The organism is Bacillus sp. PSXD-155 (assembly GCF_049310765.1).
In the GTDB taxonomy this organism is placed as follows: Bacteria; Bacillota; Bacilli; order Bacillales; family Bacillaceae_G; genus Bacillus_A; species Bacillus_A cereus.
This window is the reverse complement of sequence record NZ_JBMOWC010000001.1, coordinates 187,136-212,803: the sequence shown is the minus strand read 5'-3', so window position 1 is coordinate 212,803 and position 25,668 is coordinate 187,136. Positions and strand designations below refer to the sequence as shown.

Here is a 25,668-nt window from a genome sequence, read left to right as displayed (position 1 = left end):
TTAGGGTGTGAGCTTCCTAGTACGGGATTATTACTTACCACCTCTAAACTTTAGCAGTGAACGGTTTTTCTAGTAATTGCTAACGGACAACACCGTTATGTTGAACTTGAGCAATTAACAATTATGTTAATTGGAACAAGGGTGGAACCACGAATTCAACACTCGTCCCTTTTTACGGGATGAGTGTTTTTTATTTTGAGAAAAAGAGGAGTGACCAGTGATGGCAGATGTAGTTAAAATTACTTTCCCTGATGGAGCTGTGAAGGAGTTTCCAAAAGGCGTAACAACTGAAGAAATCGCAGCTTCTATTAGCCCAGGCTTAAAGAAAAAAGCTGTAGCTGGAAAATTAAACGATGAGATGATCGATCTTGTTACACCAATCGAAGAAGATGGTGCAGTTTCTATTATTACATTAGATTCTGAAGATGGCTTATATATTTTACGCCATTCAACAGCCCACCTTTTAGCACAAGCGTTAAAACGTTTATATAAAGATGTTAAGCTTGAGCTTGGCATTGGTCCAGTAATTGAAAATGGCTTCTATTACGATATCGATATGGAAGAAGCAATTACAGTTGAAGACTTCAAGAAAATTGAAAAAGAAATGCAAAAAATCGTGAACGAAAACTTAGAAATCGTTCGTCATGAAGTACCACGTGCAGAAGCACTTCGTCGCTTTGAAGAAATTGGTGATGAGTTAAAATTAGATTTAATTAACGATCTTCCAGAGGATGCAGTTATTTCAATCTATGAGCAAGGCGAATTCTTCGACCTTTGCCGTGGTGTTCACCTTCCATCTACAGGGAAAATTAAAGTGTTTAAATTATTAAGCGTTGCAGGTGCTTACTGGCGCGGCGATAGCAATAATAAAATGTTACAACGTATTTACGGTACTGCATTCGTTAAGAAAGCAGAATTAGATGAGCACTTACGTATGCTTGAAGAAGCGAAAGAGCGCGATCACCGTAAATTAGGTAAAGAATTAAAACTATTTACTAATAGCCAAAAAGTAGGACAAGGTTTACCACTTTGGTTACCAAAGGGTGCAACAATTCGTCGTATTATCGAGCGTTACATCGTTGATAAAGAAGCAAGCTTAGGCTATGATCACGTATACACTCCAGTATTAGGAAGTAGAGAGTTATATGAAACTTCTGGTCACTGGAATCACTACCGTGATGGCATGTTCCCATCAATGGAAATGGATAATGAAGAATTAGTTCTTCGTCCAATGAACTGTCCTCACCATATGATGGTTTATAAAAATGATATTCACAGCTACCGTGAATTACCAATCCGTATTGCGGAACTTGGAACAATGCACCGTTATGAAATGTCAGGTGCGTTATCTGGGTTACAACGTGTACGCGGAATGACTTTAAACGATGCGCACATTTTCGTTCGTCCAGATCAAATTAAAGAAGAGTTAAAACGTGTTGTAAACTTAACTCTAGAAGTGTACAAAGATTTCGGTTTAGAGAACTACTCATTCCGTCTATCTTATCGTGATCCAGCAGATACTAAAAAGTATTATGCGGATGATGAGATGTGGGAAAAAGCACAAGGTATGTTAAAAGAAGCTATGGATGAAATGGGTCTTGATTACTATGAAGCTGAAGGTGAAGCAGCATTCTACGGTCCAAAACTTGATGTTCAAGTTCGTACTGCTCTTGGAAAAGACGAAACACTTTCAACTGTACAATTAGACTTCTTACTTCCAGAACGCTTTGAATTAACTTATGTTGGCGAAGACGGTAAGCAACATCGTCCAGTTGTAATTCACCGTGGTGTTGTATCAACTATGGAACGCTTCGTAGCCTTCTTAATTGAAGAATACAAAGGTGCATTCCCAACTTGGTTAGCTCCAGTTCAAGTACAAGTAATTCCAGTTTCTCCGCAAGTACATTTAGACTATGCGAAGAAAGTACAAGACGAATTGCGTCGTGCTGGTATCCGTGTTGAATTAGACACTCGTGAAGAGAAGATCGGTTACAAAATCCGTGAAGCACAAATGCAAAAAATTCCGTACATGCTTGTAGTAGGTGATAATGAAGTAACTGAAAACGGCGTAAACGTACGTAAATATGGTGAACAAAAATCAGAAACAATCGCATTAGATGCTTTTGTTGATATGATTAAAGTAGAAGGAAAACGATAAGAAAAAGCCGCGGTATACCGCGGCTTTTCTTTGTAATATAAAAGAGAAAAACTAGAAAAAATAACCATGTAACACTTATCATAAAAAAGTATTGCAAGTATGTTAGTTGTTTGTTACAATATTTCTTGTTGTTAGTAAAACACATCGCGTCTTCTTGACAGACGTCATGTCCTATGATAAACTCATCAAGGATAATAGAATATTGTTTTGTGGAACAAGTAGAAGCACCCGCTTCTCACCTGATGGACGCATTCGCAGTTAGCAGGTAAATGTATTTCTTACTTAAGATTTTACAAGTGTGGGTGTCGTATGCCCGCACTTTTTTTGTCGGGTTCTATGACTACAAAATATGTTCTGAGAAAACCTTGGAGGTGGCTTACTATTAGCAAGGATATGATGATTAACGAGCAAATTCGTGCACGTGAAGTACGTTTAGTTGGCGCAAATGGCGATCAACTTGGAATCAAGTCTCGTAATGACGCTTTAGACTTAGCTGCAAATCTTAATCTTGATTTAGTATTAGTTGCTCCAAATGCGAAACCGCCAGTATGCCGCATTATGGACTACGGTAAATTCCGCTTTGAGCAACAGAAGAAAGAAAAAGAGCAGCGCAAAAATCAAAAAGTAATTAGCATGAAAGAAGTTCGTTTAAGTCCAACAATTGATGAACACGACTTTAACACAAAACTTCGTAATGCTATCAAGTTTTTAGAGAAAGGCGACAAGGTTAAAGCGTCAATTCGCTTTAAAGGACGTGCCATTACTCATAAAGAAATCGGTCAACGTGTTTTAGATCGCTTCTCAGAAGCTTGTGCTGAAGTTAGTACAGTTGAATCTAAGCCTAAAATGGAAGGACGCAGTATGTTCTTAGTTTTAGCACCGAAAAACGATAAGTAATAGATAGAGGAGGAAATACCTATGCCTAAACAAAAAACTCATCGCGGCGCTGCAAAGCGTTTCAAAAAGACTGGATCAGGTAAACTGAAACGTTCTCACGCTTACACAAGCCATTTATTCGCTAACAAATCTACAAAAGCTAAACGTAAACTACGTAAAGCTGGTGTAGTAAGCGCTGGTGACTTCAAACGCATTCGTCAAATGCTTGACAACTTAAAATAAGTTCGGCTGATATATAGAACAATTAGGAGGTAATATTATGCCAAGAGTAAAAGGTGGTACAGTTACTCGTCAACGTCGTAAAAAAGTAATTAAATTAGCAAAAGGTTACTACGGTTCAAAAAATACATTATTCAAGGTTGCTAACCAACAGGTTATGAAATCTCTAATGTATGCATTCCGTGACCGCCGTCAAAAGAAACGTGACTTCCGTAAATTATGGATTACACGTATCAACGCAGCAGCTCGTATGAATGGTCTTTCTTACAGCCGCTTAATGCACGGTCTTAAAAATGCTGGCATCGAAGTTAACCGCAAGATGCTTGCTGACTTAGCTGTTCATGACGAAAAAGCTTTCGCTGAATTAGCAACAGTTGCAAAAAACAACATTAACTAATTAATTAGTTGAAACCTTAGAAGAATTTTCTTCTAAGGTTTTTTTGTTTGTGTTCAGAGAGAAGTTTGAAGTTCTAAAGATTAACGGATGTGTTGTTATCGATATGACAAAATCAACATAAAAACTATAGTGATATAGAAGAATATACATATGAAGTCAGGAGAATCCTCCTGGCTTTTTTTAATTATGCACGTTTGGAAAGAAGAGTATCTTTCCTAGCCGAAACGACACTGCTATAATGGAAAGATGATATGGAACTTTCATCAGATGAACAATTTAAGAGTGATGACTGAAACGTATTTGCAAATTAAGGACAAGCTATTTTATAAAGAGGTAGATAGCTGACTTATTCATAAGAACTGAAACATAATAATGAACTTTGAGATGAAACAACATTGTTGCGTAAAATGCGATGTTGGAGGAGGACAATAGAATGGACTTACTACAACTATTTAAATTACAAAAAGAATTAGATGACCGTATTGCAAAAGAACATGACTTACAACCGAAAAAATTGTTAAAAGAAAAAATGTTAGCTCTTCTTGTAGAAATTGGTGAACTTGCAAATGAAACACGTTGTTTTAAATATTGGAGCAACAAACCAGCTTCGGAACGTGAAGTAATATTAGAAGAATACGTAGATGGTTTGCATTTTATTTTATCAATCGGAATTGATTTAGGTATTGATAAAAACTTCTTATTCTATAAATGTGCACAAACGAATAAAACACAAGTGGAAATTTTCTTAGACACATATGCGAAAGTAATTCGTTTTACAGATCAACCATCTATTACAAACTATATTGAATTATTTACGAGCTATCTTCGACTTGGACAAGCACTTGAATTTGAGCAAGAAGAGATTGAAAAAGCATATTTAGATAAAAATGAGGTAAATCATCAGCGTCAAACACAAGGATACTAATTTAATTTTTGAATATTTCAATTTAATTATTGTATAATGAATTGACTGAAGAAAAAGGAGGGTGTTGGCAATGACAAAATTAGACGCGACATTGACAATGCTAAAAGAATTAACGGATGCACGTGGTATTGCTGGTAACGAACGTGAACCACGTGAAGTAATGAAGAAATATATCGAGCCGTTTGCGGACGAACTTTCTACTGATAATTTAGGGAGTTTAGTTGCGAAAAAAGTAGGGGAAGAAAACGGTCCGAAAATTATGGTTGCAGGTCATTTAGATGAAGTTGGATTTATGATTACACAAATCGATGACAAAGGTTTCCTTCGCTTCCAAACGGTTGGTGGCTGGTGGTCACAAGTTATGCTTGCACAGCGCGTGACGATTGTAACGCGTAAAGGAGATGTAACAGGTGTAATTGGTTCAAAACCACCGCACATTTTACCTCCAGAAGCTCGTAAAAAGCCAGTTGAAATTAAAGACATGTTCATCGATATCGGTGCTTCTAGCCAAGAAGAAGCGATGGAGTGGGGCGTACGACCAGGAGATCAAGTTGTACCGTACTTTGAATTCCAAGTGATGAAGAATGAAAAAATGTTACTTGCAAAAGCGTGGGATAACCGAATCGGTTGTGCAATTGCAATTGACGTATTAAAACAACTAAAAGATGAAAAGCATCCAAACGTTGTATACGGCGTTGGAACTGTACAAGAAGAAGTTGGTCTTCGTGGTGCAAAAACATCTGCGAATTATATTAAACCAGATATCGCGTTCGCAGTAGATGTTGGTATCGCTGGAGATACACCGGGTGTAACGTCAAAAGAAGCACAAAGTAAAATGGGCGATGGACCACAAATCATTTTATATGATGCTTCTGTTATTGGACATACAGGTTTACGTGATTTCGTAGTTGATGTTGCTGATGAATTACAAATCCCTTATCAATATGATTCAGTAGCGGGCGGAGGAACGGATGCGGGTGCGATTCACATTGCTGTAAATGGTATTCCTTCTATGGCAATTACAATTGCAACGCGCTATATCCATTCTCATGCGGCAATGTTACATCGTGATGATTATGAAAATGCAGTGAAGTTAATTGTAGAAGTTATTAAACGTCTTGATAAAGAGGCTGTACATAACATTACATTTAATTAATAGAAAAAGCGAAGGAGATTCTCCTTCGCTTTTTTATGTTTTAAAAAGGCCGTTCTAATCCCGCTGCAGTATGAGCGCCTAAAATAATTAAACGAGTTAATTGCATCGCCATAAAATGCGGGGTATATATCATTCCTCTTTTAAGCCATGACATAATCATCCCTAGATGGGCACCAGTAACATAACTAATGAGAATATCGCGTGGAACCATTAGTTTTTCATCGTTAGGTTGTGAAATAGAGAGGCTTAATGTTAAATGCGTTTGAATTGCTTTCATCATCTTATACGTATAGTTTCCGGCAGCTTTATCACCAAGCATGACGTTATAGAAGTTAGTGTTTTCTGCAATATGTTCGAACAAGGCCAAAAAACTTGGATGTGGCGAATCAAATGTTAGTTGGAAATCTTCTTTATTTCTATTTCTCGGTTTAATTACTTCAGTTAGCTTTTCTAACATTTCTTCAATGCTTTTGTCTAGTAAGTCATATTTATCGTGGTAATGGCTATAAAATGTAGCGCGGTTTACAGGAGCGCGTTCTGCAATATGTTGAACAGTAACATTTTCAAAACCTTTTTCGCCTACTAAAGCGACAAAAGCATCCTGTATGAGTTGTCTCGTCCGTTTTACACGTGGATCATTTGTATTTTTAATAGACATTTTTATTTCCCCTCGTTTAATTTTCTGTACTTAAACAACATATTGGTATTATATTGTTGTTTAAACGACATTTCATACGTAAATTGTCGGTTGTAGATTCAAAATAATTATTTATAATTATAAACGATAGTCCTTCAGAAATCAGCACCGCTCGCAGGTAGATAAATTTCGATTTACGCTGCAGATGGTGTGATTTTTTTGTTAAAAGGTTAATATAATTAACAATTAAACAATCTAAACAATAAGGGCATAAATAGTTTAGAAAAAAATTATATGCGATATAAGGAGAGGAATGCAATGAATCAGTTTCGAAGAATGGTAATTATCAACATTATCACATTAATTGTACTAGTTGGCGGCGGTATTGGCGGTTATTACTATTACAATCAAACGGAAAATTACTTAAAAACAGACAATGCAAAGATTGATGGAAAGGTAATTCCGGTTGCTTCACCAGTAGCAGGTAAACTAACTGACTGGAAAGCTGAAGTAGGAAAAAATTATAATGAGAACGATAAATTAGGTACTGTTACTGTAGCGGCAGCTAATGGAGAACAAACAGTAGATGTAACAATTCCACAAAATGCAACAGTTGTACAATCAAACGCAACAACAAATGCTTTCGTTGGAGCAGGTAGCCCGATTGCTTATGCATTTGATATGAACAATTTATGGGTAACAGCAAACATTGAAGAAACAGATGTTGATGATGTTCAAAAAGGTCAAGATGTAGATGTGTATGTAGATGCATACCCAGATACAACGTTAACAGGAAAAGTAGAACAAGTTGGCTTAACAACAGCGAATACATTCTCTATGTTGCCATCAAGCAACGCAACAGCGAACTATACGAAAGTAACACAAGTAGTACCAGTTAAAATTTCTTTAGATCATAGCAAATCAGTAAATATTGTTCCTGGCATGAATGTGACAGTTCGTATTCATAAGTAAGGGGGAGATGAGATGTCCTCAATTGTAATTGCAGGATATGCACTATTTTGTATAATCGTCTTCTTCCTTGTAAATCGTCTTTTACGAAAGAAAAAAACGAAAATGGGAGAAGAACAAGTCCCAGCCGTAAGTAAAATAGAAGTAAGTAAAGTTGAAACAGAAGAGAAAGAAATTGAACGAAAGCAAGAATCGGAAATTTCTAATGTAGTTGAGTTAGAAACAGGAAAGCAAGAAGAAGTAAAACAAGAAAAAGAAGTGCCGAAAAAACAAATGTCTATGCCTGTAGAGAATGTGAACGTAAAAGCAGTTGTAGCTGTATTAATTCTCGGCATGTTCGTTTCTATTTTAAACCAAACAATCATTAACGTTGCATTACCTCCGTTAATGAATGAATTTAATGTATCAACTTCAACAGCACAATGGTTAATTACAGGCTTCATGCTTGTAAATGGTATTTTAGTACCGATTAGTGCCTTTTTAGTTTCACGATTTACGTATCGTAAATTATTCGTAGCAGCAATGTTATTCTTCACGGTAGGATCTATCATTTGTGCTACTTCAGGAAACTTTACAATGATGATGACAGGTCGCGTAATTCAAGCAGTTGGTGCGGGTATTTTAATGCCGGTTGGTATGAATATCTTTATGACGTTATTCCCGCCTCATAAACGCGGAGCGGCGATGGGATTACTAGGTGTAGCGATGATTTTAGCGCCAGCTATCGGACCAACTGTAACAGGTTGGGTGATTGAAAACTATAGCTGGAACTTAATGTTCTATGCGATGTTTATTATTGGTTTAATTATTACGTTTCTATCTTTAAAATTCTTTACACTAGCTCAGCCAGTGTCTAAAACGAAATTAGATATATTCGGTGTGGTTAGTTCAAGTATTGGACTAGGAAGCTTATTGTACGGATTTAGTGAAGCTGGAAATAATAGTTGGACTAGTGCAGAAGTCATTATTTCACTTGTTATCGGTGTAATTGGTTTAGCGTTATTTATTTGGAGAGAGTTAACAACGGACAATAAAATGCTTGATTTACAAGTATTTAAATATCCAGTATTTACTTTTACTTTAGTAATTAACGCAATCGTTACGATGGCATTATTCGGAGGTATGTTATTGCTTCCAGTATATCTGCAAAACATTCGTGGCTTTACGCCAATTGAATCTGGTTTACTACTTCTTCCAGGATCATTAATTATGGGGATCATGGGACCAGTGGCGGGTAAATTATTCGATAAATATGGCATTCGTCCATTAGCGATAATTGGATTGGCAATTACGACGTATGCGACATATGAATTTACAAAATTATCGATGGATACACCGTATAGCGTTATTATGACGGATTATATTATACGTTCAATTGGTATGTCATTCATTATGATGCCAATTATGACAGCTGGTATGAACGCGCTGCCGATGAAATTAATTTCTCACGGTACAGCAACGCAAAATACGTCAAGACAAGTAGCGGGTTCAATCGGAACAGCGATTTTAATTACACTTATGACGCAACAAACGACTGCTCACGTAGCAGATTACGGCAACATGTTAACAACATCAAACCCAATTTTAGTTGATAAAGTACACGGCATGGGTCAAAGCTTAGCGGCCTTAGCTGGATCAGCTCAAGCAGGAGACGCGATGAGCACACAACTATTATATGGACAAATTTCAAAGCTATCTGCAATTAACGGTATTAACGATGCCTTCTTAATTGCAACGATACTTGCAGGGATTGCTTGGGTGTTATCGTTCTTCTTACCATCAGGCAATAAACCAAATAGAAAAGCAGGGAATTAATTTCCCTGCTTTTTTGCCTTTTTAAAGAGTGAGATATAAAAAATGATAACCAGTTACGGAGCACAGCCCTGTTATAAACAAAATTGTCCCCATAGAACAAATACTCGATATTTGCCTGCCGCTTATAATAGCTAATAGTCCAGCTAAAGAGAAGAAGCACCAATATAAAGTTCCCGAAATTGGAACCATCCCCTCTAAATCTATTCCAGAACCTATACAAACAATAGGAACAACGATGAGTAATATGCTAGTGAAACCAGCTATAATGGTAAGTAATTTACGATGTTTCATGCCAGCAATAATTAAAAAAATGCCGACGATGAATTCGCATAACATTAAAGTAAGAGCTAAAATCATCCAAGTTAATATTCCAAACACTTCTGTATTACCTCCGATTTGTGGGTTTCAAAAAATGTTATATATAGAATGAATCACCTACAGACATGAGTACCCAGAAAATAACCCCTAATATTCCAGTGGTAAAAATAATGAATCCCATATTACGTATACTTTTAATTTTTGCTTGTACTCCACTTACCCCTGCTAATAATCCAGTTAAAGAAAATAGCGTCCAGTATAGAGCAGTTGGAATCGGGAAAATTGTATCGATATGAATCCCTACACTTAAAAGAACAAAAGGTAGTGTGACAAAGGATAGGGTAAGTAGCCCCATTAAACCAACGAGTAATTTCCGATATTTAATCCCTGTTACTATTAAAAAAATACCACCAGCAATCCCGCATAGTAAGAGAAGTGGCGTGAAAAGCATCCAAATAATACTGAACATATGTAAACTCCTTTATGTGAATTAAGTTATATTTTACTACATGAGGTTTATTTTGGATATTATTAATGAGTATATATGAATTGAAGGAAATGGGTAATAACGATACGGATTATCAAAAACGCTAACCGCAGAAGAGTTTGAAGTTATGATAAAAGAGTAAAGAGAGGTATCGCGATGATACCTCTTTTTAACTCAAGAATGCCAACATGTTATTCATAATATGAAATAACATAGCTGGAATAATGGACTTTGTTTTTTTACATAAAATGGCCATTAATAATCCCATAAAGAAAGTAATTACCATTACCCCAAGTGAGTATGTATGAGCGATACCGAAGAAGAAACTTGTTACGATGGCTGCAATCCAAAATGGAAAGCGTTCTGAGAAGAAGCGAAGTATAAAACCACGGAAAATAAGTTCTTCAAAAATGGGTGTGAGTATTGCAAAGCTGAGAAGTAATAATATTTGATATTGCTTAAAGACGTCTAAGCTTAGTGCGGAAGATTGCTGCTTTGTTGCGTCTTGGAACACATAATTTAACAAGATGTAATTGAGTATGATGTTGATAACGAAGAAAAGAAGTAAGTATACGTATGTGCGCCATTCTTTCAGTGTTTTAAAGTTAAAAGACTTTAGTAGTAATTTTTTTGCGGGTTCGAATTTAAAAATGAAGAATAACAATACAGCTAGTTGTAATACGGTACTTGCAGTATTTGCAATAGATTCATACAGGGCAACTTGTTTTTTATCTGTAAGACCTGCTGTATAAATTGTTAATGGCATTGCGAGGAACACAGTAATAAGTCCAGTTCCAAAAAAGGCGAATAAAACAGAGCTAATAAATTGTCCCCATGACATCGAGTGTTTTTGTTCATTAGAAAGCTGTGTAGCGGGTTGCATTTGTAAAATCACCTCTTTTATATTTGTATATTTAATTATAAAGTAAATTGTTTTTGAATGTAACATTTAAATATTACATATAAAGTGAAACTTTAATCATTGGGGAGGTTCATCCCCCACTGATTATCAGCCCTCACCAATCGGGCTTTTACGGGCAGTTGATTCCCCATCTAACTTCCTCGTCTTTGCTGAATTTCGAGGTGGGGGTCTTACTGCCCGTTAATGCGGGATAAAGGTTTATTTTCCATAAAATAATAAAAGAGGTATCACCCTGTAGTGATGCCTCTTTCTCATTGATAACTATGTTCTGCCTTGTTATTCAATTTTGCTTGCTCTATTTGCAATTCACGCTCTACCAATCGATCTAATTGCTGAATAGCTTTAAGTGCTTTTTCATAAGAAATCGTTCTATAATGATGAGCTCCGCCTGGTTCTTCATCTGCTTCGTCTGCCCATTTAATAATGTTTTGAAGAGATGTTCTTTCAATTTCTTGTTCCACTAAGAAAGAATCTGTATGAAGAAGAATTGCGATAGAAATTTCTTTTGCTAGTTTTGGATGCTCTCCCAATCTAATAAGTAATTTATGAGCTCTTTCTGCGCCTTTAATTGCATGGATATCATTCTTTTTATATAAGTCATAGTCCCATTCGCCGCCTGTGTACCACGTATGATGTCCGATATCATGAAGGAAACCGGCTTTTGTCGCAGCATCGACTGAGGCGTGATGCTTTTTAGCTAAGTGAAACGCATGGTAAGCGACAGCAATCGCGTGGACCATTCCAGAACGGTTTACGTATTTTTGTGTAATGTGATGTTTAAAAACTTGTTCAAGCGTAATACGGTGCATAAAACATTCACTCCTTTTATCTAATGATGTATATGAAGAAAAATCGATCGGTTTAAATGTATTTTGAACATTGTACTCCATCATAGTTCGTTAGTAAAGTAGAAATGTTTAGGAGAAGAAAAATTTTTTCGTAAAAAAATCACCTTAGCTTATGCAAAGGTGATTTTCAAATTGCTTATTTTTTTAATCCTTGCTCTAGTGTTTCTAACATTTCGTGCTTTTCATTTTCATCAGCGTTTTTCCAAATGACTTCAAATAAAACACCAAGACCTGGAAGCATTTTTTCTTCACCGCTTTGAATTGCATCGACAATTGTTTCTTGTAATTGATCTTGTGAATTACCAGATACATTCGCTAATACGGCACCGCGTAAATTAAAACTCATTGCTTTCACCTCTTCTTCAGAATTGAAACTGACGTTAGTTTTTGTTCTTTTTTATGTAAATATGTATGAAAAATAGGCTATAATGATAAGACAAGAAGAGAGGGAAATACATATTATGAAAAACATTGATTCAGTACAAAATCCGCGTGTAAAGCAGTGGAAAAAGCTGCAAACGAAAAAAGAACGCGATAAAAAAGGTTTATTTTTTGTAGAAGGATTTCACTTAGTCGAGGAAGCTCTGAAGGCAGGAATTGTAACAGAACTTATCGTTTCAGATCAGACAGACCTTCCGAAAGATTGGACAGTTAATGATGTGGAAATGTATATCGTGCCTGAGGCGATTGTAAAAATACTTCGTGAAACAGAAACGACGCAAGGTGTATTTGCTGTTTGTGAGAAGCATGAGAAAGAAGTAGCTCTTACTGATGGGAAATTCCTTTTATTAGATGGCCTGCAAGACCCAGGTAATTTAGGAACAATTATTCGTACAGCTGATGCAGCTGGTATTCATGCCGTTGTGCTTGGAGAAGGATGCGTTGATGCATATAATAGTAAAGTGCTTCGTTCTACACAAGGTTCTATTTTCCACTTACCAGTTGTAAAAGGGAACTTAGAAGAATGGGTAGATAAGTTAAAAGAAAATAACGTTCCTGTATATGGAACAGCTCTTGAAAATGGAGTTCCGTATGGTGAAGTAACTCCGGCCGGAAGTTTTGCATTAATTGTAGGAAATGAAGGAAGCGGCGTAAGCCAAGAAATTCTTGCAAAAACGGATCAAAACTTGTATATTCCGATTTACGGCGGGGCAGAATCATTAAATGTTGCGGTTGCAGCAGGGATTTTAACGTATTATTTGCAAAGCCCGGTTGCGAACAAATAAAAAACTTCTTATAATAAGTTGAAGTACATTATATTAAAAGTTAAATAACGAAAAACGTTGATAGAGAAGAGTAGCTTACAAAATCGCCATATAGGGAGAGAGTGCCGTAGACTGAAAGCATTCTTATGGTAGACGGAAGTGAATTCACCTCTGGAGTTGACGCCAGGACCATGTATATGTAAAGGCGTTCCGGTCAGAATTGATCGTTATAACTAATGAGTGGGCAGACTTGTTCTGTCAATTTAGGGTGGTACCGCGAATTTACCTCGTCCCTTTTTGGGAGCGAGGTTTTTTTATTTTTAAAATTAGGAGGGTTCCAAAATGGAAGCACGTTTAAAAGAGCTAAAGCAAAAAGCGTTAGAGCTTATTGAAGAAGCGAAAGAGCTAAAGGGCTTAAACGACGTACGCGTAGCGTATTTAGGAAAAAAAGGTCCAATTACAGAAGTATTACGCGGCATGGGAAAATTATCAGCAGAAGAGCGTCCACGTATGGGAGCATTAGTAAATGAAGTACGTGAAGCGATTCAAACGCGTCTAGAAGACAAAATTGGTAACTTAGAAAAAGCAGTAATTGAAGCGAAATTAGCTACGGAAACAATTGATGTTACATTACCAGGTCGTCCTGTTGAAACAGGTTGTCACCATCCGTTAACAGCTGTTGTTGAACAAATTGAAGATGTATTCATCGGTATGGGTTATGAAGTAGCTGAAGGAACAGAAGTAGAAAAAGACTACTACAACTTCGAAGCACTAAACTTACCGAAAGATCACCCAGCACGTGACATGCAAGATACATTCTACATTACAGAAGAAACGTTACTACGTACACATACATCTTCTGTGCAAGCACGTACGATGGAAAATAATAAAGAAAAAGGCCCAATCAAAATTATTTGTCCTGGTAAAGTGTATCGCCGCGATGATGATGATGCGACGCATTCACATCAGTTCATGCAAATTGAAGGTCTTGTAATTGATAAAAACATTCGTATGAGTGACTTAAAAGGTACACTGCAAGTATTCGTGAAAAAGATGTTCGGTGAAGATCGTGAAATCCGTCTTCGTCCAAGTTTCTTCCCATTCACAGAGCCATCTGTAGAGATGGATATTTCTTGTATGATGTGTCATGGCAAAGGTTGCGGCACTTGTAAAGGAACTGGCTGGATTGAAATTTTAGGCGCAGGTATGGTTCACCCGAACGTACTTGAAATGGCTGGTTATGATTCAAAAGAATATCAAGGTTTCGCATTCGGTATGGGCGCAGAGCGTATCGCAATGTTGAAATACGGCGTAGATGACATTCGTCATTTCTATACAAATGATGTACGTTTCTTACAACAATTCAAACGAGCGTAAGGGAAGGAGAGGATAAATATGTTCGTATCATATCGTTGGTTACAAGAGTATGTAGATATTAAAGATGTAACAGCACAAGAACTAGCAGACAAAATCACGAAAAGTGGTATTGAAGTAGAAGGCGTTGAAGTATTAAATAAAGGTGTAAAAGGTGTTGTAGTTGGTCACGTATTAGAATGTGAAAAACACCCAGAAGCTGATAAATTAAGCAAATGCTTAATCGATATCGGTGAAGAAGAGCCAGTTCAAATTATTTGTGGAGCTGCTAATATTGCAAAAGGTTTAAAAGTACCAGTTGCAAAAGTTGGTGCTGTACTTCCTGGTAACTTCAAAATTAAAAAAGCAAAACTACGTGGTGAAGCTTCTCACGGTATGGTTTGTGCTCTTCAAGAGCTTGGCATTGATGGAAAGTTAGTTTCAAAAGAATATGCAGATGGTATCTTCATCTTCCCAAGTGACGCTGAAGTTGGTGCAGATGCACTTGAAATTTTAAACTTACACGATGAAGTACTTGAGCTTGGTTTAACACCAAACCGTGCAGATTGCTTAAACATGTTAGGTGTTGCATATGAAGTGGCTGCTATTTACGGCCGCGAAGTAAAACTTCCAGCTATCGAATTACAAGAAACAGCAGAAAAAACTTCTGATTATATTTCTGTAAGTGTAGAAGCGAAAGAAGAAAACCCATTATACATTGCAAAAATGGTTAAAAACGTAAAGATTGGTCCATCACCAATGTGGATGCAAACTCGTCTTATGGCAGCTGGCATTCGTCCAATTAGCAACGTAGTTGATATTACAAACTACATTTTAATGGAATACGGTCAACCGTTACATGCATTCGATTACGATAAATTAGGTTCAAAAGAAATCGTTGTTCGTCTTGCAAAAGAAGGCGAAAAAATTGAAACGTTAGATGATCAAGAGCGTACATTACAAAGCCACCACCTTGTAATTACAAACGGAACAAAAGCTTTAGCTGTTGCTGGTGTAATGGGCGGAGCGGATTCTGAAGTTACAAATGAGACGGTAAACGTTCTAATTGAGTCTGCATACTTTGCAGGTCAAACAGTGCGTCGTACATCAAAAGACTTAGGTCTTCGTAGTGAATCAAGTGCACGTTTCGAAAAAGGAATCGACCCAACACGTACATTTGAAGCAATTCAACACGCAGCTGCTTTAATGGCGAAATATGCTGGCGGTGAAGCGCTTGAAGGTGTAGTAGAAGCTGACAACTTACAAGTACAAGAGCGTACAGTATCTGTTACTGCTGAAAAAGTAAACCGTGTATTAGGTACAAATATTTCTGCGAGTGAAATGGGTACAATGTTTACAAACTTGAAATTCCCATTCACAGAAGTAGAAGGAACATTCCATGTAAATGTACCAGCACGTCGTCCTGATATTGCAATTTCAGAAGACTTAGTAGAAGAAGTGGGCCGTTTATACGGTTATGACCACATTCCAGTTACATTACCTTCTGGAACGATGACTCGTGGTAAATTAACATCAGCACAAACGAAACGTCGTACAGTACGCCGCTTCTTAGAGGGTGCTGGTTTATATGAAGCAATCACGTATTCATTAACAAGCGCTGACAAAGCGAAACAATACATGGTTGAGCCAAACGAAAAAGCACCTGTAAACCTTGCGCTTCCAATGAGCGAAGAGCGCAGCCAACTTCGTTTAAGCTTAGTGCCACAATTGCTAGAAGCAGTTTCATACAATGTTGCTCGTAAAAACGACAGCGTTGCTTTGTACGAAGTAGGTTCTATCTTCTTACCAACAGAAGCAGGAGAACTTCCGAAAGAAGAACAACACCTTGCAGGTGTTATGACAGGTCTTGCTCTTCACCATGCATGGCAAGGTGAGAAGAAAGTAGTAGACTTCTTCGTTATGAAAGGTGTACTAGAAGGACTATTCGACGTACTTGGCGTTTCAAACCAAATCACATATGCACCAGCAAAACGTGAAGGTATGCATCCAGGCCGTACAGCTGATATCGTATTAGATGGCGAAGTAATTGGTTTCATCGGTCAATTGCACCCAGAAGCAGAAAAACAATTAGATGTGAAAAATACATTCGTATTCGAACTATCTCTTGTAAAAGTATTCGGTGCAGACGCAGAAGAAACTTACTACTCAGCAATTCCACGTTTCCCATCTATGACACGTGACATGGCTGTTGTAGTAACAAAAGAAACAAAAGCTGGTGAAATGAAGCAAGTCATTGCTGAAGCTGGCGGAGAACTTCTGAAAGACGTAACACTATTCGACTTATACGAAGGTGAAAAAATGGAAGAAGGCAAGAAATCACTTGCATTCTCTATGACTTACTTCGATGCAGAACGTACGTTAACAGATGAAGAAGTAACAGAAGCGCATAACCGTGTATTAACAACGGTAGAAGAGAAATTTGGTGCGGAGTTACGTAAGTAATTAGAAAATTGCCGGATTCATTCCGGCAATTTTTTTTATTGCACAATCGTCGACAGATGTCGGTAAGTCGATATATTACAAAAATCGCTTATATATTTTCTGGCATCTTGCATCTTTCTCTCGAATGTAGTACATTAATTTTAGTTTAACAAAATGAAAGACGATGATAAGGAAAAGTAGTATATACTATAATCCAAAGCGAGTCAGGGGCGGTGAGAGCCTGATGAGGCGGTATATGTGAAGAACACCTTGGAGTTGCTAACCGAAATTGAATCTTGTATTCAAGAGTAGACTTAGACGGGAATCCGGCCTGTTACAAACCGGGAAGTATGTATTACATACGAGTTAAAGTTGGTCTTTATGACAAATTGGGTGGTACCGCGAAGTTTAACCTTTCGTCCCTTTATGGATGAAAGGTTTTTTTGTATTTAAATATATCAGCAAAGGAGAATTTCACTATGGAAAACACATTAGTAAAAAGTCTGTATAGAGATACAGAAAAGTATGCAGGTCAAACAGTACAAGTATCAGGGTGGATTCGTAACTTACGTGATTCAAAAGCATTTGGTTTCATCGAATTAAACGACGGTAGCTTCTTCAAAAGCGTTCAAATCGTTTTCGATACAGAATTAGAGAACTTTAAAGAAATTGCAAAGCTTCCACTTAGCTCTTCGGTGAAAGTAGAAGGTAAAGTAATTGCAACGCCTGGAGCGAAGCAACCATTTGAAATTAAAGCAGAAAAAATTGATATCGAGGGCTTATCAGATTCTGATTACCCACTTCAAAAGAAGCGTCATACGTTTGAATACTTACGTACAATCGCTCACTTACGTCCAAGAACAAATGCATTCTCTGCAACGTTCCGCGTACGTTCTATCGCAGCATTTGCGATTCACCAGTTCTTCCAAGAGCGTGGATTTGTACATGTCCACACACCAATCATCACTGGTAGTGATACAGAAGGTGCTGGCGAAATGTTCCGCGTAACAACGCAAGATTTAAATAACGTACCAAAAGGTGAAGACGGAAAAGTTGATGAATCAAAAGACTTCTTCGGTAAAGAAACAAACTTAACAGTAAGTGGACAGCTGAACGCTGAAGCGTATGCATTAGCATTCCGTGATGTATATACATTCGGACCTACATTCCGTGCGGAAAACTCAAACACAACTCGCCACGCTGCTGAGTTCTGGATGGTTGAGCCTGAGATTGCATTCGCTGAGTTAGGCGATGTAATGGATCTTACAGAAGATATGCTGAAATATGCAATGAAATATGTATTAGAGCATGCACCAGAAGAAATGGACTTCTTCAACAGCTTCGTTGATAAAACAGTTCTAGAGCGTATGAACAACGTGATTAACTCTGACTTCGGTCGCATCACATATACAGAAGCAATTAAAGTACTTCAAGAATCAGGTGCTGACTTCAAATACCCAGTAGAATGGGGTATTGACTTACAAACAGAGCATGAAAGATACTTATCAGAAGAGATCTTCAAACGCCCTGTATTCGTAACTGACTACCCGAAAGACATTAAAGCGTTCTACATGCGTATGAATGAAGATGGAAAAACAGTAGCTGCTACTGACCTTCTAGTTCCTGGCATCGGCGAATTAATCGGCGGAAGTCAACGTGAAGAAAGAATGGACGTTTTAGTAGACAGAATTAAAGAATTAGGTATGAACGAAGAGGACTACTGGTGGTACTTAGAACTTAGAAAATACGGCGGTACAAAACACGCTGGATTCGGTCTAGGTTTCGAGCGCTTCCTAATGTACATCACTGGTATGGCTAACATCCGTGACGTAATTCCATTCCCAAGAACTCCAGGTTCTTCTGAGTTCTAAAATGTGAAAAAAGCGAGAGGATTTCCTCTCGCTTTTTATTTTGCATAGTTTATTACCCTGTAGCAAAAAGTAACGCGAAGGGGTGAATATAAATGAGTAAAAAAGTGAAAAAAGATCATTCAAGATCGGGCCTAGGTTCTCCAGAAGTAGAAGGACAAGGAACGACGACACATGAAACAGGTTCTCATAAAGTACCTTCATCTAATAAGAAGCAGAAACGAAGCTAACATAACAAAGGAGAGTCTTAAGGGCTCTCCTTTGTTATGTGTTACATCATATTATCGTTAATTTCTTTTGTAATCTTATTTATGTCTTTGTCTAATCGATCGAAATAGAAAAACCACAGTAAACTTATGAACACGTAATAGATGGCCATAACGCTAAGGCTATCAGATATGTTTTCGAATGTGGATTTAGTAGTGAAGAAAGTGCCCCAAACAGTAGAAATAATGAAGTAAGAAAGTGGACCTACGAGGTGTATGAAAACATATAATAATTTTTTAACTTTCACAGCGTCCATATGAATTCTCTCCTTATGTAAACAATCCTTTTCTTCTAATCATGAATTCAAATTCCTCACAGAAATGTTGTAGCTTGTTGTGCATCGTGTTTCACGATAAATTTTCGAATCCGAAAATTTAATAGGAATGATCTACCATATCTTTCGATTAAATTTTGGAACTCCTGTTGCTCACTTAATAGTTGGATATTCTCCCTAATTTTGAATTGTCTTTCATGGGATTACCTAGTAAGATGTTTAGAATCATTTATAGAAATAGTAATAGGAATTATCTTCTTTAATTTTAATAATATGTATATTTATGTTGTGACATAATTACAAGGACAATAGTAGGGTGAAACAAAAAACAGGAGTTTGTAGGCTCCTGTTTTTGTCGATACTATTTTAATAAGCGAAACGCCTTCTCTGTATTAGCGAAATGCAGTTTCACAAACTCAGGTAATCGTTCTTTACCAAGCTTTTGAATTAATTTAGCAGCGGCGATATCAACTTGTTTACCAGCACCTTTTGGAAGTGGCATACCAGCTTTTTTACTTAGTTCGTCAAACTGTTTTACGAATGAGTAGCGAGCTAAAATAGAAGCAGCGGCTACTGCTAAATGGACGCTTTCACCTTTCGTAGCGAAATAAACATTTTCACGCTGTACCTGTTTTTGTTTTGCTAAATATTTATAGTATGTATCAGGTTGTGTGAATTGATCGATTAAGACGCCTTCAGGTTTTGTAGGTGCCATTTTAGCTAATAAGTTTGTAATAGCTTTATTGTGTAGTAAAGCTTTTAACTTACCTTGGTTGTTTCCTTTATCAAATAGCTCGTTATATTTTTCATTATGAAGGACAAGGGAGCTGTAAGGAACAACGTGTAGAAGTTGTTTCGCAATGGCAGTAATTTGATCGTCATTTAAGTTTTTAGAGTCTTTTACACCAAGTTCTTTTAGTAGTGGAATTTGCTTTGCATCCACATATACAGCAACGACTGTCATCGGTCCAAAGAAATCTCCCGTACCAACTTCATCAGACCCTACAATAGACATTGTACTGATGGAAGCAGGCGGAGCATAACGATGGGAATCAACAGATTTTTTCACAGCTGTTTTCGGTGTTTGAGAGACAGTTTGCCAACGAGAAGCTTCTGCTTCAGCGCGGCCTCCTTGGAACATTACTTTTCCAGATTTATACGCTGTAATCGTGCAAGATGGTACCTTTGCCATGAAGATCCCGCCTTGCGGAGTTTTCGGGCTAAGCGAATGTTTATATTGTTGTTTCATGTCTTCAATTACTGTAGAATTTGTTAGAATTACGATAGAATTTGACATAATGGTCACCCCTTTTTTTATATTGTTATTTTTATCATATCGGATTGTTCTTTCTGTTTCCATATTATGAAGGTTCATGGTATGATAAACTTTAGGATTCTGTACGTGATTGGAGGCCGGTGAGTTGTCACAACAAAAGGGAAAGAAAAGTCGAATTAATGTAGAAATCTATGGTCAACAATATTCAGTTGTTGGCGATGAAAGTACAAGTCATATCCGCATGGTAGCAGCGATTGTGGATGATAAAATGCGCGAACTCAATGCCAAGAATCCTTCGCTTGACACGAGTAGACTAGCGGTATTGACGGCGGTAAACGTCATACACGATTACATAAAATTAAAAGAAGAACATGAGAAATTGAAAGAAAGTATGACAAAAAAAGGAATGGAATAACATGATTGATATTATTATCATTTTACTGCTTGTTATGGGATTTTTCCTCGGCTTACGCAGAGGGTTTATTCTGCAACTTGTAAAGTTAACAAGCTTTATTATCGCATACCTTGTTGCATACTGGTACTGTAAAGATTTAGCGCCAGCACTTGCGAAATTTATTCCGTATCCATTTGATAAAAACGTATCTGTTCCAGAATGGATTGATGCAAATAATATTGAGACAGTATTTTATCAAGCGCTTGCGTTTATCATATTGTTTATTATCACTAAAATTGCACTTTCATTACTTGGTAATTTGTTAAATATGTTTGCAGAAATACCGGTTTTAAAGCAAGTAAATGCGTTTGCGGGGGCAATCCTCGGATTTTTAGAAGTATATATTATTTTGTTTGTCTTAATTATCATTGGAAATATTCTTCCGATTGAACAAGTACAAACACCATTACAAAAATCATCAATTAGCAAAATAATTGTAGACGATACACCGATTCTATCTGAAAAGGTGAAGGAACTATGGCAGACAGGTAGCAGAGTATAACTTCTCTTTTTTCGGAAAGAGAAGTTTTTTTCTATGAAAGAAAGGCGGGGCAATGATGAAAGTAAATAAAAAACAAGTTATCAAATTATTAGAGACAATCGGGCTTTTTATGGAACTAAAGGGTGCGAATCCATTTAAAATATCTGCATTTCGTAAAGCGGCAGCAGCATTAGAAAGTGACGATCGTAGTCTTTCTGAAATTGAAGATTTCACAAAGATTCCAGGAATCGGAAAAGGAACAGCAGCCGTTATTCAAGAATATATAGAATCGGGAACATCTGAAGTATTGCAAGAACTTGAGAAAGAAGTACCAAGTAGCTTATTGCCGTTATTAAAACTACCAGGACTTGGTGGTAAAAAGGTGGCTAAGTTATATAAAGAACTTGGTGTTGTTGATATGGAATCGCTAAAAGCTGTTTGTGAGGAAAATAAAGTACAGGCTTTAGCAGGTTTCGGTAAGAAGACAGAAGAGAAAATATTAGAAGCAATCGATCAAGTAGGCTCTCGTCCAGAGCGTTTACCAATTGCGATGGTATTGCCTATTGCCGGGGAAATAGAGGAGAAATTGTCGAATATTGCTGAAGTAATTCGTTTCTCTCGCGCTGGTAGCTTACGCCGTGTTCGTGAGACAGTGAAAGATTTAGATTTTATCATTGCAACGACAGAACCAGCAGCGGTACGTGAGCATTTACTACAATTCGATAATATGATTGAAGTAATCGCAAGTGGAGATACAAAAGTTTCTGTCCGCCTTCAATATGAATATGATATTTCAATCGATTTTCGTTTAGTAAAACCAGAAGAGTTTATTACAACTCTTCACCATTTCACAGGATCAAAGGACCATAACGTAAAAATGCGTCAAATCGCAAAAGATAAAGGCGAGAAAATTAGTGAATACGGTGTAGAGAACTTGGAAACAGGTGAAGTGAAAACATTTGAGACTGAAGAAGACTTCTTCGCTCATTTCGGTCTGCCATTTATTCCGCCAGAAGTGCGTGAAGATGGAAAAGAAATTGAATTAATTAAAGAGTATCCGAACTTAATTCAGTTTTCCGATATACAAGGTGATTTACATATGCATACAACTTGGAGTGACGGTGCTTTTTCTATTGAAGAAATGGTACAAGCGTGCCGTGCTCGTGGATACAAGTTTATGGCGATTACTGATCACTCGCAATATTTGAAAGTAGCGAATGGTTTAACGAAAGAGCGTCTTCGTGAGCAAGCGAAAGAAATTGAACGTATGAATGAAAAGTATCCAGACATTACAATTTTACGCGGAATTGAAATGGACATTTTACCAGATGCCTCTCTTGATTTTGATGATGAAGTATTAGAAGAATTAGACTATGTCATTGGAGCGATTCACTCTAGCTTCTCACAAGACCGTGAAACGATTATGAAGCGTCTGCGTACTGCACTTGAGAATAAACATGTCACAATGATTGCCCATCCGACAGGACGTCTTCTCGGGCGCCGTGAGGGTTATGATGTAGATACAGATTTATTAATTGAACTCGCAAAAGAGACAAATACAGTTTTAGAATTAAATGCGAATCCGAACCGTCTAGATTTAAGCGCGAAATTATTAAAACAAGCAGAAGATGCTGGTGTAAAAGTAGCGATTAATACGGATGCTCATACACTTGAAATGTTAGAAGATATGGAAACAGGTGTCGCTGCAGCACGTAAAGGTTGGATTCAAAAAGATAACGTGATTAACACATGGGATATTGAACGTTTATTAGACTATATTAAACGTAATAAGTAACACAAGGGGGACCTGCAACATGTTAGAAAGAACGTTGCGTGTATTAGAATACAATAAAGTAAAAGAACAATTACTTGAACATACAGCCTCTTCACTTGGCCGTGATAAAGTGAAGAATTTAGTGCCGAGCACTGATTTTGAAGAAATTGTAGAAATGCAAGATACAACGGATGAAGCAGCGAAAGTCATTCGTTTAAAAGGTAGTGCACCATTAGGTGGCATTACGGATATTCGCTCGAATGTGAAGCGTGCAAAGATTGGAAGTATGTTAAGCCCGAATGAACTACTTGATATTGCGAATACGATGTATGGTAGTCGTAATATGAAACGTTTCATTGAAGATATGGCTGATAACGGTGTCGAGCTTCCGATTTTAGAAACTCATGTCGCTCAAATTGTATCTTTATATGAGTTAGAAAAGAAAATTACAAATTGCATCGGTGATGGCGGTGAAGTAGTCGATAGTGCGAGTGATAAACTGCGTGGTATTCGTACTCAAATTCGTACTGCGGAAAGCCGTATTCGTGAAAAGTTAGAAAATATGACGCGTTCTTCAAACGCGCAAAAGATGCTGTCTGACTCGATTGTAACAATTCGTAATGAACGTTACGTAATCCCAGTAAAACAAGAATACCGCGGCGTATATGGCGGTATTGTTCACGACCAATCTGCTTCTGGACAAACATTATTTATTGAACCACAAGTAATTGTAGAATTAAATAATGCACTACAAGAAGCACGAGTGAAAGAAAAACAAGAAATTGAACGCATCTTATTAATGTTAACAGAAGAAGTGGCAGTAGAAGCCGATATCGTTTTATCAAACGTAGAAGTAGTTGCAAATCTTGATTTCATCTTTGCGAAAGCTTTTTATGCGAAACGAATTAAAGCAACGAAACCAATTGTAAATAACGAGCGTTATATGGATTTAAGACAAGCTCGTCATCCGCTAATCGATCCAGAAATTATTGTGCCAAATAACATTATGCTAGGTAAAGATTTCACAACAATTGTTATTACAGGACCGAATACAGGTGGTAAAACAGTTACGCTGAAAACAGTTGGTATTTGTGTATTAATGGCGCAATCTGGTCTTCACATTCCAGTAATGGATGAGTCAGAGATTTGTGTATTTAAAAATATCTTTGCTGATATCGGTGATGAGCAGTCGATTGAACAAAGCTTAAGTACGTTCTCCTCACATATGGTGAACATTGTAGATATTTTAGAAAAAGCTGATTTTGAAAGCTTAGTTTTATTTGATGAATTAGGTGCTGGAACAGACCCGCAAGAAGGTGCTGCACTAGCAATTTCGATTTTAGATGAAGTATGTAACCGCGGTGCTCGCGTTGTTGCTACGACGCATTACCCAGAATTAAAAGCATACGGATACAACCGTGAGCAAGTTATTAATGCGAGTGTTGAGTTTGATGTAAATACATTAAGTCCAACTTATAAATTATTAATCGGTGTACCAGGTCGCAGTAACGCCTTTGAAATTTCGAAGCGCCTTGGATTATCTGATCGCGTTATTGACCAAGCACGTAACCATATTAGTACAGATACAAATAAAATTGAAAATATGATTGCGAAGTTAGAAGAAAGCCAGAAAAACGCAGAGCGTGACTGGAACGAAGCAGAGGCACTTCGCAAACAATCTGAGAAACTTCATCGTGAGTTGCAACGTCAAATTATTGAGTTTAACGATGAGCGTGATGAAAAACTATTAAAAGCGCAAAAAGAAGGGGAAGAAAAAGTCGAAGCTGCGAAGAAAGAAGCAGAAGGGATTATTCAAGAACTTCGTCAATTGCGTAAAGCACAGCTTGTAAATGTGAAAGACCATGAGCTTATTGAAGCGAAGAGCCGTCTAGAAGGAACAGCGCCAGAGCTTGTGAAGAAACAAAAAGTAAACGTGAAAAACACTGCGCCGAAACAACAGTTACGCGCAGGTGATGAAGTAAAAGTATTAACGTTCGGTCAAAAGGGTCAATTACTTGAAAAAGTAAGTGATACAGAGTGGAGCGTACAAATCGGTATTCTGAAGATGAAAGTAAAAGAATCTAACATGGAATACATTAACACACCGAAGCAAACAGAGAAAAAAGCAGTCGCAAGTGTGAAGGGTAGAGATTACCACGTTTCATTGGAACTTGATCTTCGCGGTGAACGTTATGAAGATGCAATGATGCGCGTTGAAAAATATTTAGACGATGCCCAGCTTGCAAGTTATCCTCGTGTATCAATCATTCACGGTAAAGGAACAGGAGCGCTTCGCCAAGGTGTACAAGATTACTTGAAGAAGCATCGCGGCGTGAAGAATTACCGTTACGGTGACATGGGCGAGGGAGGCCTAGGCGTAACAGTTGTCGAATTAAAATAGCAAACAACGAAACAAAGGGGAAACCATTATATGTTTATGGACAAACTTGCAAAAGTATTGTTAGCTTGTTGTGGAATATTTTTGGTGATTGGGGTTATTTATTTAGTTGTTTTTGCGAAGTGAAA

25 protein-coding genes, 1 pseudogene and 4 other annotated features (1 of these 30 running past the window's edge) are annotated in these 25,668 nt (G+C 37.3%); of the genes and pseudogenes, 17 read left to right on the top strand and 9 right to left on the bottom strand.

What is annotated here, in order from left to right:
• Positions 1 to 173 (top strand) — a binding site (T-box leader) (it extends 56 nt beyond the left edge of the window).
• 47 nt (positions 174 to 220) lie between these two features.
• From thrS to ACO6VI_RS01035, 6 genes are all read left to right on the top strand, one after another.
• Entirely contained in the window at positions 221 to 2,158 is a 1,938-nt protein-coding gene (gene thrS, locus ACO6VI_RS01060) for a threonine--tRNA ligase (protein WP_000786077.1), read from the top strand.
• 210 nt (positions 2,159 to 2,368) lie between these two features.
• Positions 2,369 to 2,489: a sequence feature (ribosomal protein L20 leader region), on the top strand.
• Positions 2,490 to 2,551: 62 nt separating this feature from the next.
• Positions 2,552 to 3,055 carry a translation initiation factor IF-3 gene (gene infC, locus ACO6VI_RS01055; RefSeq protein WP_000973215.1) on the top strand — a complete coding sequence of 168 codons (504 nt, stop codon included), beginning with the start codon at positions 2,552 to 2,554 and terminating at the stop codon, positions 3,053 to 3,055.
• Between the two features lie 21 nt (positions 3,056 to 3,076).
• On the top strand, positions 3,077 to 3,277 hold the full coding sequence (gene rpmI, locus ACO6VI_RS01050; protein ID WP_001125945.1) for a 50S ribosomal protein L35: 201 nt from the start codon (positions 3,077 to 3,079) through the stop codon (positions 3,275 to 3,277).
• Between the two features lie 37 nt (positions 3,278 to 3,314).
• Entirely contained in the window at positions 3,315 to 3,671 is a 357-nt protein-coding gene (gene rplT, locus ACO6VI_RS01045; RefSeq protein ID WP_001138362.1) for a 50S ribosomal protein L20, read from the top strand.
• Positions 3,672 to 4,104: 433 nt separating this feature from the next.
• Positions 4,105 to 4,596 (top strand): dUTP diphosphatase, encoded by a 492-nt coding sequence (locus ACO6VI_RS01040; RefSeq protein WP_000365050.1) that lies wholly within the window; start codon positions 4,105 to 4,107, stop codon positions 4,594 to 4,596.
• A 70-nt stretch (positions 4,597 to 4,666) separates the two neighbouring features.
• Positions 4,667 to 5,752, top strand: coding sequence for a M42 family metallopeptidase (locus ACO6VI_RS01035; protein WP_000163555.1), 1,086 nt, complete (start codon positions 4,667 to 4,669; stop codon positions 5,750 to 5,752).
• A gap of 40 nt (positions 5,753 to 5,792) precedes the next feature.
• Here ACO6VI_RS01035 and ACO6VI_RS01030 read toward each other — a convergent pair whose 3' ends face one another.
• Positions 5,793 to 6,410, bottom strand: a complete 618-nt coding sequence (locus tag ACO6VI_RS01030; RefSeq protein ID WP_000023672.1) for a TetR/AcrR family transcriptional regulator — start codon at positions 6,408 to 6,410, stop codon at positions 5,793 to 5,795.
• Positions 6,411 to 6,707: 297 nt separating this feature from the next.
• Here ACO6VI_RS01030 and ACO6VI_RS01025 point away from each other — a divergent pair, with 297 nt between their 5' ends.
• Positions 6,708 to 7,361 (top strand): HlyD family secretion protein, encoded by a 654-nt coding sequence (locus ACO6VI_RS01025; RefSeq protein WP_001071419.1) that lies wholly within the window; start codon positions 6,708 to 6,710, stop codon positions 7,359 to 7,361.
• A gap of 12 nt (positions 7,362 to 7,373) precedes the next feature.
• Complete coding sequence (locus ACO6VI_RS01020; RefSeq protein ID WP_000095293.1) at positions 7,374 to 9,173, top strand: DHA2 family efflux MFS transporter permease subunit; 1,800 nt, start codon at positions 7,374 to 7,376, stop codon at positions 9,171 to 9,173.
• Between the two features lie 21 nt (positions 9,174 to 9,194).
• On the opposite strand, the gene ACO6VI_RS01015 is transcribed toward ACO6VI_RS01020, so the two are convergent.
• The 5 genes from ACO6VI_RS01015 to sspI all read right to left on the bottom strand — a co-directional run bounded on the left by ACO6VI_RS01015 (position 9,195) and on the right by sspI (position 12,094).
• Positions 9,195 to 9,551, bottom strand: a complete 357-nt coding sequence (locus ACO6VI_RS01015; RefSeq protein WP_000467059.1) for a hypothetical protein — start codon at positions 9,549 to 9,551, stop codon at positions 9,195 to 9,197.
• 37 nt (positions 9,552 to 9,588) lie between these two features.
• Positions 9,589 to 9,960 (bottom strand): hypothetical protein, encoded by a 372-nt coding sequence (locus ACO6VI_RS01010; protein ID WP_000491397.1) that lies wholly within the window; start codon positions 9,958 to 9,960, stop codon positions 9,589 to 9,591.
• Positions 9,961 to 10,147: 187 nt separating this feature from the next.
• Entirely contained in the window at positions 10,148 to 10,861 is a 714-nt protein-coding gene (locus tag ACO6VI_RS01005; protein WP_001182112.1) for a CPBP family intramembrane glutamic endopeptidase, read from the bottom strand.
• Between the two features lie 290 nt (positions 10,862 to 11,151).
• Positions 11,152 to 11,709: an HD domain-containing protein gene (locus tag ACO6VI_RS01000; RefSeq protein ID WP_000554803.1), complete on the bottom strand. Its 558-nt coding sequence runs from the start codon at positions 11,707 to 11,709 to the stop codon at positions 11,152 to 11,154.
• A gap of 175 nt (positions 11,710 to 11,884) precedes the next feature.
• A complete protein-coding gene (gene sspI, locus ACO6VI_RS00995; protein WP_000009509.1) occupies positions 11,885 to 12,094 on the bottom strand; it encodes a small acid-soluble spore protein SspI in 210 nt (69 codons plus the stop codon).
• Between the two features lie 82 nt (positions 12,095 to 12,176).
• Between sspI and ACO6VI_RS00990 the strand changes: the two genes are divergently transcribed.
• The 5 genes from ACO6VI_RS00990 to ACO6VI_RS00970 all read left to right on the top strand — a co-directional run bounded on the left by ACO6VI_RS00990 (position 12,177) and on the right by ACO6VI_RS00970 (position 18,846).
• Positions 12,177 to 12,974: a TrmH family RNA methyltransferase gene (locus ACO6VI_RS00990; protein ID WP_065485378.1), complete on the top strand. Its 798-nt coding sequence runs from the start codon at positions 12,177 to 12,179 to the stop codon at positions 12,972 to 12,974.
• Positions 12,975 to 13,022: 48 nt separating this feature from the next.
• Positions 13,023 to 13,251, top strand: a binding site (T-box leader).
• Between the two features lie 44 nt (positions 13,252 to 13,295).
• The gene (gene pheS, locus ACO6VI_RS00985) at positions 13,296 to 14,330 is read left to right on the top strand and encodes a phenylalanine--tRNA ligase subunit alpha (RefSeq protein WP_000388220.1); all 1,035 of its coding nucleotides are present in this window, start codon (positions 13,296 to 13,298) and stop codon (positions 14,328 to 14,330) included.
• 18 nt (positions 14,331 to 14,348) lie between these two features.
• On the top strand, positions 14,349 to 16,769 hold the full coding sequence (pheT, locus tag ACO6VI_RS00980) for a phenylalanine--tRNA ligase subunit beta (RefSeq protein WP_422422961.1): 2,421 nt from the start codon (positions 14,349 to 14,351) through the stop codon (positions 16,767 to 16,769).
• A 154-nt stretch (positions 16,770 to 16,923) separates the two neighbouring features.
• Positions 16,924 to 17,175, top strand: a binding site (T-box leader).
• 52 nt (positions 17,176 to 17,227) lie between these two features.
• Positions 17,228 to 18,619, top strand: coding sequence for an asparagine--tRNA ligase (gene asnS, locus ACO6VI_RS00975; RefSeq protein ID WP_000432188.1), 1,392 nt, complete (start codon positions 17,228 to 17,230; stop codon positions 18,617 to 18,619).
• Positions 18,620 to 18,711: 92 nt separating this feature from the next.
• Positions 18,712 to 18,846: a YuzL family protein gene (locus tag ACO6VI_RS00970; RefSeq protein WP_000039588.1), complete on the top strand. Its 135-nt coding sequence runs from the start codon at positions 18,712 to 18,714 to the stop codon at positions 18,844 to 18,846.
• Positions 18,847 to 18,887: 41 nt separating this feature from the next.
• Here ACO6VI_RS00970 and ACO6VI_RS00965 read toward each other — a convergent pair whose 3' ends face one another.
• From ACO6VI_RS00965 to rnhC, 3 genes and pseudogenes are all read right to left on the bottom strand, one after another.
• The gene (locus tag ACO6VI_RS00965; protein ID WP_000340262.1) at positions 18,888 to 19,139 is read right to left on the bottom strand and encodes a hypothetical protein; all 252 of its coding nucleotides are present in this window, start codon (positions 19,137 to 19,139) and stop codon (positions 18,888 to 18,890) included.
• Between the two features lie 13 nt (positions 19,140 to 19,152).
• A pseudogene (locus ACO6VI_RS00960) lies at positions 19,153 to 19,386 on the bottom strand (hypothetical protein).
• Between the two features lie 132 nt (positions 19,387 to 19,518).
• Positions 19,519 to 20,454: a ribonuclease HIII gene (rnhC, locus tag ACO6VI_RS00955; protein WP_000071564.1), complete on the bottom strand. Its 936-nt coding sequence runs from the start codon at positions 20,452 to 20,454 to the stop codon at positions 19,519 to 19,521.
• Positions 20,455 to 20,578: 124 nt separating this feature from the next.
• Here rnhC and zapA point away from each other — a divergent pair, with 124 nt between their 5' ends.
• From zapA to ACO6VI_RS00935, 4 genes are read left to right on the top strand one after another with little or no spacing between them, the layout of a single operon-like run.
• On the top strand, positions 20,579 to 20,848 hold the full coding sequence (gene zapA / locus ACO6VI_RS00950) for a cell division protein ZapA (RefSeq protein ID WP_000082701.1): 270 nt from the start codon (positions 20,579 to 20,581) through the stop codon (positions 20,846 to 20,848).
• A 1-nt stretch (position 20,849) separates the two neighbouring features.
• A complete protein-coding gene (locus ACO6VI_RS00945; protein ID WP_000565409.1) occupies positions 20,850 to 21,389 on the top strand; it encodes a CvpA family protein in 540 nt (179 codons plus the stop codon).
• Positions 21,390 to 21,444: 55 nt separating this feature from the next.
• Positions 21,445 to 23,163 (top strand): DNA polymerase/3'-5' exonuclease PolX, encoded by a 1,719-nt coding sequence (polX, locus tag ACO6VI_RS00940; protein WP_161520051.1) that lies wholly within the window; start codon positions 21,445 to 21,447, stop codon positions 23,161 to 23,163.
• A gap of 19 nt (positions 23,164 to 23,182) precedes the next feature.
• A complete protein-coding gene (locus tag ACO6VI_RS00935) occupies positions 23,183 to 25,543 on the top strand; it encodes an endonuclease MutS2 (protein ID WP_000893743.1) in 2,361 nt (786 codons plus the stop codon).
• The last annotated feature ends 125 nt before the right edge of the window (positions 25,544 to 25,668 follow it).